General features: G+C 61.6%; 11 protein-coding genes and 1 tRNA gene. 9 read left to right on the plus strand and 3 right to left on the minus strand.

Annotated features, from left to right (window positions below; all coding sequences use genetic code 11):
• Positions 1–106: 106 nt before the first annotated feature.
• The 3 genes from GV829_RS00805 to cydX are packed head-to-tail and all read left to right on the plus strand — an operon-like array spanning position 107 to position 2,973.
• Positions 107–1,687: a cytochrome ubiquinol oxidase subunit I gene (locus GV829_RS00805; RefSeq protein ID WP_169943381.1), complete on the plus strand. Its 1,581-nt coding sequence runs from the start codon at positions 107–109 to the stop codon at positions 1,685–1,687.
• Positions 1,688–1,698: 11 nt separating this feature from the next.
• A complete protein-coding gene (cydB, locus tag GV829_RS00810) occupies positions 1,699–2,847 on the plus strand; it encodes a cytochrome d ubiquinol oxidase subunit II (RefSeq protein ID WP_169947771.1) in 1,149 nt (382 codons plus the stop codon).
• Positions 2,848–2,862: 15 nt separating this feature from the next.
• A complete protein-coding gene (gene cydX / locus GV829_RS00815; RefSeq protein WP_169943382.1) occupies positions 2,863–2,973 on the plus strand; it encodes a cytochrome bd-I oxidase subunit CydX in 111 nt (36 codons plus the stop codon).
• 27 nt (positions 2,974–3,000) lie between these two features.
• Here the strand turns inward: cydX and GV829_RS00820 are convergent, their stop codons facing one another.
• Together GV829_RS00820 and GV829_RS00825 are read right to left on the minus strand one after the other, a co-directional pair.
• The gene (locus tag GV829_RS00820; RefSeq protein WP_169943383.1) at positions 3,001–3,867 is read right to left on the minus strand and encodes a class I SAM-dependent methyltransferase; all 867 of its coding nucleotides are present in this window, start codon (positions 3,865–3,867) and stop codon (positions 3,001–3,003) included.
• A gap of 158 nt (positions 3,868–4,025) precedes the next feature.
• Entirely contained in the window at positions 4,026–6,164 is a 2,139-nt protein-coding gene (locus GV829_RS00825; protein ID WP_169943384.1) for a TonB-dependent siderophore receptor, read from the minus strand.
• A gap of 148 nt (positions 6,165–6,312) precedes the next feature.
• Between GV829_RS00825 and GV829_RS00830 the strand changes: the two genes are divergently transcribed.
• From GV829_RS00830 to GV829_RS00840, 3 genes are read left to right on the plus strand one after another with little or no spacing between them, the layout of a single operon-like run.
• Complete coding sequence (locus GV829_RS00830) at positions 6,313–7,047, plus strand: ABC transporter ATP-binding protein (RefSeq protein ID WP_169943385.1); 735 nt, start codon at positions 6,313–6,315, stop codon at positions 7,045–7,047.
• The gene (locus GV829_RS00835) at positions 7,044–8,492 is read left to right on the plus strand and encodes a DUF3526 domain-containing protein (protein ID WP_169943386.1); all 1,449 of its coding nucleotides are present in this window, start codon (positions 7,044–7,046) and stop codon (positions 8,490–8,492) included. The genes GV829_RS00830 and GV829_RS00835 overlap by 4 nt, the downstream gene beginning before the upstream one ends.
• A complete protein-coding gene (locus GV829_RS00840) occupies positions 8,453–9,751 on the plus strand; it encodes a DUF3526 domain-containing protein (RefSeq protein WP_343042842.1) in 1,299 nt (432 codons plus the stop codon). The genes GV829_RS00835 and GV829_RS00840 overlap by 40 nt, the downstream gene beginning before the upstream one ends.
• A gap of 156 nt (positions 9,752–9,907) precedes the next feature.
• On the opposite strand, the gene GV829_RS00845 is transcribed toward GV829_RS00840, so the two are convergent.
• A tRNA-Leu gene (locus GV829_RS00845) sits at positions 9,908–9,994 on the minus strand.
• 293 nt (positions 9,995–10,287) lie between these two features.
• Here GV829_RS00845 and GV829_RS00850 point away from each other — a divergent pair.
• The 3 genes from GV829_RS00850 (at position 10,288) to GV829_RS00860 (ending at position 13,693) form a co-directional block, all read left to right on the plus strand.
• A complete protein-coding gene (locus GV829_RS00850) occupies positions 10,288–11,256 on the plus strand; it encodes an NAD-dependent epimerase/dehydratase family protein (protein ID WP_169943387.1) in 969 nt (322 codons plus the stop codon).
• Positions 11,257–11,300: 44 nt separating this feature from the next.
• On the plus strand, positions 11,301–12,104 hold the full coding sequence (locus GV829_RS00855) for an undecaprenyl-diphosphate phosphatase (RefSeq protein ID WP_169943388.1): 804 nt from the start codon (positions 11,301–11,303) through the stop codon (positions 12,102–12,104).
• A 170-nt stretch (positions 12,105–12,274) separates the two neighbouring features.
• Positions 12,275–13,693 (plus strand): NAD(P)-dependent oxidoreductase, encoded by a 1,419-nt coding sequence (locus GV829_RS00860; protein WP_169943389.1) that lies wholly within the window; start codon positions 12,275–12,277, stop codon positions 13,691–13,693.
• Positions 13,694–13,700 lie beyond the last annotated feature (7 nt).

Raw genomic sequence — 13,700 nt, forward strand, 5'->3', positions numbered from 1 at the left:
TTGACTAAATCCTAATATATTGTCATGCGATTAATCTCTATCCGGCATCGGCGCAATGCTCTGTTGACCATTTGCGTCCTGCCCTCCGGTCTGGGGAGTCCGAGCCATGGATATGGCTGTTGTCGAACTGTCGCGCCTGCAATTTGCGTTGACGGCCATGTACCACTTCCTTTTTGTCCCGCTGACGCTCGGCCTTTCCTTCATGCTGGTGATCATGGAGAGCATCTATGTCATCACCGACCGTGAAATATGGCGGACGATCACGCGTTTCTGGGCAAAACTGTTCGGCATCAATTTTGTGCTGGGGGTCGCGACCGGCCTTACCATGGAATTCCAGTTCGGCACCAACTGGGCCTATTATTCGCATTATGTTGGCGACATTTTCGGAGCGCCCCTGGCAATCGAGGGCCTCATGGCCTTTTTTCTTGAAGCCACATTTGTCGGGTTGATGTTCTTTGGCTGGGACAAATTGTCAAAGCGCGCCCACCTGCTCGTCACCTTCATGGTTGCGCTGGGTTCAAACCTGTCAGCGCTGTGGATTCTGATCGCCAATGGCTGGATGCAAAACCCGGTCGGCGCCACATTCAATACCGACACGATGCGCATGGAAGTCACCGACTTTTACGCCGTCCTGTTCAATCCTGTGGCCCAGGCGAAATTCGTGCACACGGTCAGCGCGGGTTATGTGACAGCGTCGGTTTTTGTTCTGGGTGTTTCAGCCTGGTATCTGTTGCGCGGTCGCTTTACCGCGTTGGCCAAACGATCGATGACGGTGGCCGCTGCGTTCGGCCTGGCATCGTCCCTGTCGGTCGTCGTGCTGGGTGACGAATCCGGTTACGCCCTGACGGATCATCAGAAGATGAAACTGGCCGCGATTGAGGCAATGTGGGAGACCGAACCTGCCCCCGCCGGACTGACCCTGTTCGGCATCCCGTCAATGAAGGACCGGGAAACCAGCTATGAAGTAAAGCTGCCCTATGCTCTGGGCCTCATCTCGACCCGCAGTCTGTCGGGCGAGGTGACGGGTATCCATGAACTGGTGCTGCACGCCGAGGAACGCATTCGGCGCGGTATCATAGCCTATGACGCGTTGGAACGGCTCAAGGTGGATCACAATGACCTGACCGCCCGTGCCACCTTCGAACAGCATCGGGCCGATTTGGGCCACGCCCTGCTGCTCAAGCGGCAGGTTGCCGACCCCCGCACCGCAACAGACCAGCAGATACTGACAGCCGCATGGGACAATGTGCCCAACGTCCCGGTGACATTCTGGCTGTTCCGCTTCATGGCTGGCCTCGGCTTTTTCTTCATCGGATTTTTTGCGCTGGCCTTTGTCTTTGCAACCCAGCGGCGATTCAATGTCCGCTGGTTCCTGCGGACCGCCGTGCTGATCATTCCCCTGCCCTGGATTGCGGCGGAAATGGGCTGGGTGCTGGCCGAATATGGCCGGCAACCTTGGGCGATTGAAGGCGTGTTGCCGACCTTCCTCGGCACGTCCAGCCTTACCGTTGGTCAATTGTGGACAACGATCATCGGTTTCACACTGCTCTATGGCGGACTGGCCATCATCGAAATCCGGCTGATGCTGGCCAGCATCCGCAAGGGCCCTGAAATTCCGTCGACCGGATCAGGCGCGGGCACCCCTTCACCTTCTGGCAGCGGCTATGCGCCGATCCCGGCTGAATAAGGAGCACCATGATGGAACTCCCGCTCGACTATGAAACCCTGCGCCTCATCTGGTGGTTGCTGCTCGGTGTCCTGCTGATCGGCTTTGCCCTGACTGACGGTTATGATCTGGGTGTGGCGACGGTCATGCCTTTCATCGGCCGCACCGACGAGGAACGGCGGATGCTGATCAACAGTATCGCGCCGCACTGGGAAGGACATCAGGTCTGGTTCATCCTGGGTGGCGGGGCGATATTTGCCGCTTGGCCGTTCGTCTATGCCATCAGTTTTTCAGGCTTCTATCTCGCCATGTTCCTGGTGCTGGCAGCATTGATCCTGCGCCCGGTGGCTTTCAAATATCGTTCCAAGCATGATGAGGCAGGCTGGCGAAGCCGGTGGGACTGGGCCCTGTTCATCGGCGGCATGGTGCCCGCGCTGGTCTTCGGCGTCGCTGTCGGCAACGTGTTGCAGGGCGCGCCGTTCCGCCTCGATAGTGATCTGCGTTCCTATTATGAAGGCGGTCTGATCGGTCTGTTCACGCCCTTTGCCTTGCTGACCGGCGCACTGTCGGTGGCGATGCTCGTCCTGCATGGCGCGGGCTGGCTGTCGCTGCGGATCGAGCGGGGCGCGGTGCTGGATCGCGCGCGGCGTTGGGCAATGATCTCCGCCGTTACTGCCATCCTGTTGTTCGCCATGGGCGGGCTGATGGTTGCATTTGGTACCATGGGCTTTCGCAGCGAAGGCCTGATCGACACTGGCGGCCCGTCCAACCCGCTGCGCAGCATGAGCGTTGCCGCGCCGGGTGCATGGCTGGACAATTATGGTCGCTATCCGTGGATGCTTCTGGCACCGGCGCTGGGCTTCATCGGCCCGGTGCTCGCCATCATCGCGCTCAAGTCGCGCAACGAGAAGCTGTTGTTCACCGGCTCTTCGCTGGCGGTGATCGGGATGATTGCAACGGTTGGCCTGTCGATGTTCCCGTTCATCCTGCCAAGTTCGATCGACTCGCGATCAAGCCTGACGGTTTGGAACGCTTCGTCAAGCCACCTGACGCTGTTCATCATGCTGGTCGTCACCGCCGTGCTGCTGCCGCTCGTGCTGGCCTATACCGCCTGGGCGATGAAGGTGATGTTCGGGCGGATCACTTTGGCCGATGTTCGCAGCAATCCAGACTTTTACTGATCCGGAGATTCAGCCATGTGGTATTTCACCTGGGTACTCGGCCTTGGCCTCGCGGTCGCCTTCGGCATCCTCAATGGCGTATGGCACGAATTTCATTCGCCGGCCGATGATGACATCTCGCAATAAGATCTGCATTGGGCCCACCCTGTCGCCTCAGGCGCGGGCTGACACCAGCCAGACCTTTGCGCCCAGCTGGACACCGCCCTCTGGACTATGATGCCGGGCAAACAACTCCTCCAGATCGGCGCGGGCAGCGGCGTGCACGTCAGTTCCCGCCTGTTCCAGCGCCCGGCCGATAGCCAGTGACGCCAGGGCGAAATCGGCGGCTTCGGCAACGCTCAGCCCCTTGCCTCCAATCGCCTGCAGTCCCTCCCATGGGGTGATTTCGATCCCGGCAAAGCCGCCGCCGGTCAAAACCTCCCCAAGATAGTCGACATCCTCGAACGCAAAGGGTCCCGGTGTGCGGGGAACCGCCGGCGGAATGTCGATATGGCGGCGGGCCACACCCATCATTGCCATCATCCAGGCATTGTCCCGCGGCGGTCCCCAGACCGCCAGATCAACGCGGCCGCCGGGCACCAACTGGGCCCGCAGGTTAGCGAAGGCCTGATGAGGTTCGGCAAAGAACATCGAACCAAAGCGGGAAAAAAGGCGACCAAAAGGTGCATCGGTCAATGTTGCTGTTGCCGCGTCGGCGCAGACAAAGCGCGCATTAGCCAGTCCGGCGGCATCGGCACGCTCGCGCGCATGGTTGATCAGGTCCGGCGAGATGTCGAGCCCGAGAGCGACGCCATCGTTGGCAACAGCACGGGCGATCGCCAGCGTGGTCGCCCCGCCGCCACAGCCAAGGTCGATCACCCGCTCACCCGGACGATAGGCGGCCTGGGCGAGCAATGCCTCACCCACAGGTGCAATCATCGCCTCGAACCGTTGCACATTGGCAAGCCAGCGCCGCCCCATTTCGCCTGACCAATCCTCCGCCGCCAGATGTTCGGCCTTGTTGGTCTGGTCTTCCGTCATCGGGGCATCCTTTCCGGTCACCGGGCAAGCGCGCGGCAGTCGCCCGACCCTGATGTCCCTTGCCCGACCTGTCAACGCCACACCAGGTGTTCGGAGCGCATGTGCCAGCGCCCGCCCTTCAGCGCCCCGATTGACCCGTGGGCGGCTATCGCCTTGCTTCAGAAGCGGAGCCGCACGCCCACCGTGCTGTCCCGCGGCGTGCCAGGTTGCAGGAACAAGGTGGCAAAGCTGTTCGCGTACCAAGTCTCGTTGAACAGATTGTTGATCGTCACAAAGGCCTCGACATTCTCTGAAACCGTCCATTCGGCAAAGACGCGCACCAGCGTGTGCGATGGCAGGAAAAAGGTGGTTGCCGTTTCACCCAGGCGGCGGCCACTGTGCTGGACACCCGCGCCAAAACGCAGGGATGTGCCGCCTGCTTCCACCGTCTTGGCAATCTGGGCAGCCAACGTATGCCGGGGAATGTTGAGCAGCGGGTCGCCTGTCCTGATTTGCAGCCCGAAATTGGGATCAAGCACATTGGCCCGCGATTCCGCATCCATGTAGGCATAGGAAAGGATGACGTCGACATTGCCCGGCAACTGGCCTGTCAGGTCAAATTCCAGCCCCTGGCTGCGGGCAGCGCCGATAGTGGTGGAAAAACCGGGATTGATGGGATCAGCCGCCAGGACATTGCGCTTGTTCATCGAAAACAGCGCGACCGTGCCCTGAATGGCATCGTCCAGCAGGCCGAATTTCGCCCCCAGTTCATAGGAACGGCTAGTTTCGGGATCAAACAGATTGCCGGCCGCGTCAGCCGCGAGATTGGGCCGGAAGCCTTCACCATAGGCCGCATAGAGGGAGAGGTGCGGCGTCGCAGTGAAAACGATGCCAAATTGCGGGCTGAACCGTTGATAGTCGCGTTCATCAGCATCGGCATTCAGCCGGTTGAGCGAACGCAGATTGTAGCTGTCGTAGCGGCCGCCAAAGCGAACCGCAAAACGATCGCTGAGGGTAATCTGATCCTGAAGGTAGAAACCCACTGCGCGCTGTTCATCGAGCCGATCGGTCAGGGGGCCGGGCGTCGGCAGGGGGAAACGACCGTAAACCGGGTTCAACAGATCGAGGACGTAGCCGGCCTGTGCCGTCGGATTGCCGCTGACTGCGGGCGGACGAAAGCGCCTGAAAACCTGATCATTCTGGTAATCGTCAAAATCAATGCCTAGCAGGACGCGGTGCCGCATGCCGCCCAGCTCGACGTCACCCGCAAGTTCTCCGCGCAGCACCAGATGTTCAGCATCATAATCCCGCGACCGGCGTTGGCGGGACAGCGACCTGCCATCCTGATACAAGCGCTGGCGGGACCGCACCAATTCCGGATCAGACGAAAAGCCTTCGAGACTGGTCTCACGATAGCTGCCACCGATCAGCAGGCTCCATGCGCCGGAAAGGCGGTGCTCAAGTTGCAACTGGTGTCCCACCACATCAGCGACGTGGCGACCATCCCCCGGCTCGCCAAGGAAAAGCCTGCGTGAGACAAAGTCGAACTGGCCATCGGGCGCGATTGTGCCGCGATCAAAGGGCGCGCGGGTTTGCGTCCATTCCAGATCGTAGCGCGCGGTCGTGTCCGGCCCCAGACGCACTGTCACCGACGGCAGGAAACCGCGCCGGTCACTGTCCGGGCGGTTGCGGAAACTGCCCGCTTCCTCGGCATAGCCTATCAGACGAACGGCCACCGATTCACCCAGTGGCAGGTTGGCGTCGAGATCTCCACGGTAGCGGTCAAAGCTGCCGATCTGCAAGGTTGCCGCACCGAACAGGCGCCCCAGCTCCGCCTGTTTGGTGACCAAATTGACGGTCCCGCCGGGTTCGCCGCGGCCGTACAATGCCGCTGTGGGCCCCCGCAGCACTTCTATCCGTTCAATCCCTGCGGTGTCACGTACCCCGCCAAAACCGCGCCCGCCGTTGAACCCGTTGACCAGATAGTTGCTGGGAAAATTTTCGTCCCCGGCAAAACCGCGCACTGCAAAAGCATCAAAGAAACCGCCCAGATTATTCTGGCGCGACACCGAAGCCACCAGATCGAGCGCCTCCGGAAGGCGCAAGGCACCGGCATCTTCGATCGCTGCGGAGTCAATCTCCCCGATGGATTGCGGTGCTTCACGCGGAGCAAACTCACCTCGATACGCTTGCCGCACGCCGGTAACCACCAGCTCGGAAGATGCATCACCGGCGCTTGGCCGATCGGACGCCCCCTCCTCTGCAATGGCGGGCGCCGCCAGCAAAGCGGCAGCCAGGGCGATAAGCGAAGTGCGCATTGTGTTGAGATCCTCTGGAGTGGGTCGATCGGCCTGACGGCACCTCGGGAATGATATATTGTTACGCAACTAGATCGGCAGCAGCCTTGGGTCAATAGGATATGATATACCATTGACAGCATCGGTCCAAATATCGGAAACAAACGTAATGACATCAGCCCGCCCTGCCCCACCCAGCATCCTCAGCATGGCGTCCGCGTCGATTGACCGCGGCGACAGGACAATTGTGCACGCTCTGTCGCTGGAGGTCGCCGCAGGTGAGATTTTCGCGCTTTTGGGCGGCAATGGCGCGGGCAAATCAACAACATTGGCGGGCATCATGGGCTTCCTTTCGCCCAGCAGCGGCACGATCACGATTGACGGGATCAATCCGGCGGTTGAACCTGAAAAGGCCCGTCGGAAAATCGCCTATCTCCCGGAAAATGTGGCGCTGTACGAACATTTGAGCGCGGTCGAGAATATCGCTTACTTCATGGCTCTGGCAGGAGCGGAACCGCCCCGCGAGGAGATTGGCGCGGCCCTGCAGGAAGCGGGGCTGGCGACCGACGCGCATGATCGGCGGGTCGCTGCCTTTTCCAAGGGAATGCGCCAGAAGGTGGCGATTGCCCTGGCGCTGTTACGCGAGACCCCCTTGCTGTTGCTTGATGAACCGACCAGCGGCCTCGACCCGCGCGCCACCGCCGACTTCACCGCACTGCTGGAGCAGATGCGCGGCAAGGGCCGGGCGATATTGATGGTCACCCATGACCTGCTGGGTGCTGCGGATTGTGCCGACCGGATCGGCTTTCTTGATGCAGGGCGACTGGTTGAAATCGTTACCGTCGCCGATGGCGTCGATGTGATGGCTTTGCACCGCCGCTATGGCGAGAGCCAAGCCGCATGAGCCCCGTAGCGCGCGTTTGCGCCAATGATCTGACCGGCATGGCGCGCAACCGGGTGGCGATCATTGCAATCGGCCTGACCATCCTGTTGTCGATTGCCGCCGCCCTGACCAGCGTCGCCCATCGCGATGCGAACGCCGAGATGCGCGCACGTTTTCAGACAGAGGCGGATGCACGGTTTGATGGCCAGCCTGAGCGCCATCCCCACCGGGTTGTGCATTATGGCCATTTCGTCTTTCGCGTCCCGCCAGCACTGGCAGCCTTTGATCCGGGGGTCGACGCCTTTACCGGCAACAGCATCTATCTGGAGGGCCATCGCCAGAACAGCGCCAATTTTGGCGATGTTCGCCAATCATCCCTGCTGGCGCGTTTCGGAACGCTGACTCCGGCCTTTGTGCTCCAAATCCTCGCGCCTCTGGTGCTCATCTTCATCGGCTTTGGCATCGTCGTGCGCGAGCGGGAAGCAGGCACATTGCGCCAGTCACTGGCCCAGGGATTGCGGGCACACCAGTTGGTTGCAGGCAAGCTGCTGGCCCTGCTCGCGGCATCGGCACTGCTTGGCGCACCGGGGGCATTGGCACTGGCGTGGCTGGTCGCGACCGAATCCGCACCGCTTTGGCCGGCGTTGGCGCTGGCCCTCGCTTATGCGCTCTATCTGTTGATCTGGGCCGTGCTTATTCTGACCGTTTCGGCGCGCGCCACTACCAGCCGGGGCGCCTTGTTGCTGTTGCTGTCGATATGGGCTGCGTTCGTTGTCCTGATCCCCCGAGTAGCCCCCGACTTGGCAGCGGCTGCGCACGCAGCGCCGACGCGTCTGGAAACCGACATCGCCATACAAAGGGATCTGCGACAGATGGGTGACAGCCATGATCCCGACGATCCCCATTTCGCCGCGTTCAAGCAATCGGTGCTCGACCGCTATGGCGTGGACCGGGTCGAGGATCTGCCGGTCAATTATCGCGGGCTGCTGGCGCTGGAAGGTGAACGAATGAGTTCACTGCTGTTCGAACGCTATGCCCGCCAGTTGTCAGCGACACAACGCCAGCAGAGCAAATTTGCCCTGATGGCGGCCGCGTTCAGCCCGACCATAGCGATACGTGATTTTTCAATGCGGGCCGCGGGCACCGACCTGGAAGCACATCGCCGGTTTCTCGATCAGGCCGAAGCCTATCGCTATGCCATCGTCCAGCAACTCAACCGCTTGCAAGCCGAAGCGCTGACCTTTCACGATGACAGCAACCGCAACAGCGACCCCGATGCCGCGCGGCGCGTGCGCATTGACACAAGCAATTGGCAAGCGCTGCCTGATTTCCAATATCAGGCCGCGGACCCCAAGGCACAATTACAGTCCGCCATGCCGGCCGGTTTCTGGCTAATGTTCTGGTTGCTGGCCAGCGGCCTGTTGCTTTGGTTGACCAGCCGGATGCTGAGGCGGGTGACGATATGACGCTGTGGCAGCATGAATGGCGCCTGTTGACGCGCCAGAGGCTGGCGGTGGTCAGCATCATCCTGCTGGCCGTGCTGAGCGCCGCAGCGGTTTTTGCCGGCCTCGCCGAAGTTCAGCGACAGCAGCATGTGATCGAGCGCATCCAGCCGCAGCAGCGGGCCGATGAAGCCGCCATTGCGCGCTGGGTCTCGGTCGACGGTGATCCCGGAAACGCGGCCTATTATACCGCTCATGCGACCTGGGATTCCCCGACGGCCATGGCCTTTGCCGCCCTGGGGCAGCGAGATGTCGCGCCCTATGTATTGCGGGTTCGCGCGCTGGGTCTGGAAGGCCAGTTGCAAGAGAGTGAGAGTTACAATGCGGAACTGGCCCTGCCTGGCCGTTTCGACTGGGCCTTTGTCCTGACCTATCTGCTTCCCATCTTTTTGATCGGCCTGTTGCATGACAGCAAATCCAGCGAACGGGAAGCTGGCCGGGCACAGATGCTGGCGCTGATGGCCCGATCGCCGATCTTGCTGTGGGGTCGGCGCATCGCGTTGCGGGCCGGGCTGTCTTGGCTGGCGCTGACCTTGCCACTGGCTATCGGTGCGACATTGGCCGGGGCGTCAGTGGCACAGGCCCTGCCTTTTGCGCTGACCGGCCTCGCCTATACACTAATCTGGACCCTGCTGATCCTGTTGATCACCAGGGCGGCCAGAGCCTCGGTCGCCAATGCGGCAATTCTCTCCGCCCTATGGCTGCTCGTCACGCTCATCCTTCCGACGCTGGCCCTTTTGGCAATCAACGACCGCCACCCTGTCCGGCAAGGCGTGGAATTGACCCTCGCCCAGCGCGAAAAGGTTCATGCCGGCTGGGACCGGCCAAAGGATGAAACCATGGCCAGCTTTGTCAGCCTTTACCCGGAATGGGCAGATCTGGCTAAGGTCGAAGGCGGCTTTCACTGGAAATGGTATTATGCCTTTCAGCATCTGGGGGATCAGGCGGTTGCGCCCCAGGCCTCAGCCTATCGTCAGGCATTGTTGGCCCGCGATGCCGAGACCCGTGCACTGGGCTGGGTCTTGCCGGCAGTGGGCGTTCAATATCGCCTGCATCGCTTTGCCGAAACCGACCTAAGCGCCCAGCTCGCCTATCAGGACCGGATCAGGCGGTTTCATGAGCAATTGAGGCGTTTCTATTATCCCTATATCTTCAACGAACGCCCGTTCCGCGAAGCCGATTTTTCCCGCGCGCCGCGATGGCCGACAGTTTCAGGGGAATAGGCCGCAGCGCAAACCACGCTGACTCATGCCGCCGACGGCCGCCAATGAACTGTGCACAGGCGCGCATCGCTTAAGGACACGCTTTGCCGAATTGACGGTGAACTCAGTTCCAAACCGACCCCTCAGGGGACGGCGTTCAGGAATGTAAAGAGGAAATGGTGCCCAGAAGAGGACTCGAACCTCCACGCCCTTGCGAGCGCCAGCACCTGAAGCTGGTGCGTCTACCAATTCCGCCATCTGGGCACGGGGTAGGCCGCGGCGGATAGCGGCGGGGTGGGCGGCTTGTCAACAGCGGTCGGTGCGAATATTCGGCTTTTTGCGGTCTGTCGAGCATTTCTGCGGATTTGCCGGGGCTGGAATGAGGGTTGATCGGACCAGCCGCGCAGAGCACGGCGCAACAATGGATGAAATTGCCGCGAATCCGCTGCGTCTCCCCTCTTGCGCGGGAGCCACCGTCGGGGCAATGCGGGCTCATGGGATGGCGCGGGTCCGCTGCCTCCTCCCAAATTTTCTGTGACCTGTTTCGTGGAGACATCATGGCTGTCGCACCCCATGCCCTCGCCGGCAAGCTGATCACCCTGTTTGGCGGCGGCGGATTTCTTGGCAAGCATATGGCCCAGGCGCTGATGGCGGCGGGTGCACGCGTCCGTATCGCCCAACGCCACCCCTCACGCGCCCATGCCATCAAGGCGCTCGGCAATCTGGGGCAGGTGCAACTTGTGGCCGTCGACGCGACCCGGCCTGACCTTGTCGCCAAGGCGATGATCGGCAGCGATGCCGTGATCAACCTGATAGGCATATTGAAGGGCGATTTCGAAACCGCCCATGTCACCACTGCCCGCAATATCGCGAATGCCGCGGCCACCATCGGCGCCCGGATGATCCAGGTGTCGGCAATTGGCGCCGATAGCGATAGTCCATCTGCCTATGGCCGCAGCAAGGCGGCAGCGGAAGCGGCAGTGCGGGCCGCGCTACCCGGCGCAATCATCCTTCGCCCATCGATCGTGTTTGGCCGTGAGGACCAGTTCATCAACCGCTTTGCCGGGATGATCCGTGCCGCATCGGTCCTGCCGCTGTCGCCGGTTCCCGTGGTTTCGGGCGACACCAGATTCCAGCCCGTCTTTGTTGGCGATGTTGCCGATGCAGCAGTGGCGGCGCTGGCTGATCCCGCCGCCGCAGGACGGACCTTTGAACTGGGCGGACCGCAGCAGATCAGCATGCGCGACCTGCTCGACTGGATCGGCCGGACGAGTGGTCACGAGCCGCTGTTGCTCGACATGCCCGGCTTTGCCGCCAGCGCCCTCGCGACGCTGACCGGCTGGTTGCCGGGAGCGCCGATCACCCGCGATCAACTCGCCATGCTGGCCAAAGACAATGTTGTGGCAGAAGGGACGGATGGGCTAGCGGCTTTGGGCATACCGGCAACCCCGCTGGATGCCGTGGCGCGTGAGTGGCTGGACATTTATCGCCCGCATGGCCGCTTTACCAAGACCAGCCCCGCCTGACGGCCACCGCCGCCCCCCTCCCCTGACCAAGGATTGAACGGCCCATGTCCAGCGACATCATCACAGCCATATTGCTGGGCATCATTGAAGGGCTCACGGAATTCCTGCCCGTATCATCGACAGGGCATCTTATCCTTGCCGGGGAGTTGCTAGGATTTACCGGCGAAGGCTCGGTCACGTTCAAGATCGCTATCCAGCTGGGCGCGATCCTCGCAGTGCTGGTGGTCTATTGGCGGCGATTCTGGAACGTCGGAACGGGCTTGTTGCGCCGCGACGCTGAAGCCATAGCCTTCACCCGCAACATCATGATCGGTTTCTTTCCGGCGATGATCATCGGTGCTGTCGCCTATGACGCGATCCGCGCGGTGCTGCAAACGCCAGAGATTGTGGCGATTGCGCTGGTAGTAGGTGGTGTGCTGATCCTGCTGCTTGAACGATTGGTCAGAACGGTGACGGTCAACAGCGTCGAGAGCATGCCGTTGCGCACCGCCATCGTCATCGGTTGCGTGCAGTGCATCGCGATGATTCCCGGGGTCAGCCGCTCTGGAGCCACCATCCTTGGCGCGCTGGCGATGGGCGTGGAACGCAAGACAGCTGCTGAGTTCAGCTTTTTCCTTGCGGTGCCGACAATGGCCGGAGCCACCGTCTATTCGCTCTATCGCGACCGGGCGCTGTTATCGGCTGATGATATGGAGATGATTGCCATAGGTTTTGGCGTCGCCTTTCTCGTGGCACTGGCTGTGGTGAAGGCTTTTGTGGCGATTGTCGCCCGGCACGGTTTTGCACCTTTTGCTTGGTATCGTATTGTGGTCGGGTCCGCCGCACTGGTTTGGCTGATCATGCGTTAATTCGCAATAGGGACTAAATGGACCAAATTGGGCGTTCTGATTCGACTGATCAGCCGTAAAACGTTCCTTATATTGCCATAAATGCCGTGTCTCTGCTGACAAGTGGCTGTCAATCTGCCAGACGTTGAGGGTCGGCACAATGCCTGGCGAAGATCCTCTGGTGGCGCACGATGGCAGGTCAGGACATGCAACAGTTCGCCGCGACGGACCAGCTCTATCCGGCCAAACGTGATGCTGCATCGAGGGCGCGGGACTTTCAGGAAATCGCCGCGCGCTATACAACCGTCGAGGCTGAGGCGCAGTCAGCGCGATGCGCCCAATGCGGCGTGCCCTATTGCACCGTCCATTGCCCGCTGGGCAACCATATCCCCGACTGGCTGAGACTGGCGGCGGAAGGGCGGCTGCAGGAAGCCTATGCGCTGTCCAATGCGACATCGACCATGCCGGAAATCTGTGGTCGCATCTGCCCGCAGGACCGCTTGTGCGAGGGCAATTGCGTGGCGGAATTTTCCGGTCATGGCGCGGTGACGATTGGATCGGTGGAAAAGTTCATCACCGACACCGCATGGGACAATGGCTGGGTCGAGCCGCTTGTCCCCGGCAAGCCGACGGGGCGCAGCATAGGCATTATCGGCGCCGGCCCCGCGGGACTGACGGCGGCGGAATATCTCCGCGTCACCGGGCATGAGGTGACGGTGTATGACCGGCATGACCGGATCGGCGGGCTGCTGGTCTATGGCATCCCCGGGTTCAAGCTGGAGAAGGACATTGTCGCACGGCGGGTGCAGCGTCTGGTGGTCGGGGGCATTACCTTTGTGCCGGGGTTCGAGGTCGGACGAGACGCGTCACTTGCCGAATTACGGCAGCGTCACGATGCGCTGCTGATTGCAACGGGGGTGTATCGCGCACGGCGTCTGGATGTGCCCGGCACAGGGCTGAACGGCGTGGTCGAAGCGCTGGACTATCTCATCGCGTCGAACCGGACAGGATTGGGCGACGATGTGCCCGAATTTGCCGATGGCACGCTCAATGCCGCAGGCAAGCATGTCGTTGTGGTTGGTGGCGGCGACACGGCGATGGATTGCGTTCGCACGGCGATACGGCAGGGCGCCGCATCAGTGCGGTGCCTCTATCGCCGGGACCGAGCCAATATGCCGGGCAGCCAACGCGAGGTCGGCCATGCCGAGGAGGAGGGCGTGCGGTTTGACTGGCTGTCGGCGCCCGAAGCATTTGAAGGGCATGGCAGGATCGAGCGGGTGGCGGTGCGCGGCATGCGGCTGGGCGCGCCCGACGCGAGCGGACGGCGCAGCCCTGAGCCTGACCCCGAGAGAGGCGAGAGCATAACAGCTGATCTGGTGATCAAGGCGCTGGGCTTTGACGCCGAAGACCTGCCCACCCTGTTCGGCGAGCCGGGGCTGGCGGTGACCCGATGGGGCACGATCAGGGTCGATGCGGCGATGATGACGACCGTCCCCGGCGTGTTTGGCGCGGGCGATATTGTGCGCGGCGCAAGCCTGGTGGTGTGGGGCATCAAGGACGGGCGCGATGTGGCGGAACGGATCAACAGCTGGCTGGCGGGCCACCGCTGATGGGGAG

Source organism: Sphingomonas lacunae (genome assembly GCF_012979535.1).
GTDB classification, from domain to species: domain Bacteria; phylum Pseudomonadota; class Alphaproteobacteria; order Sphingomonadales; family Sphingomonadaceae; genus Sphingopyxis; species Sphingopyxis lacunae.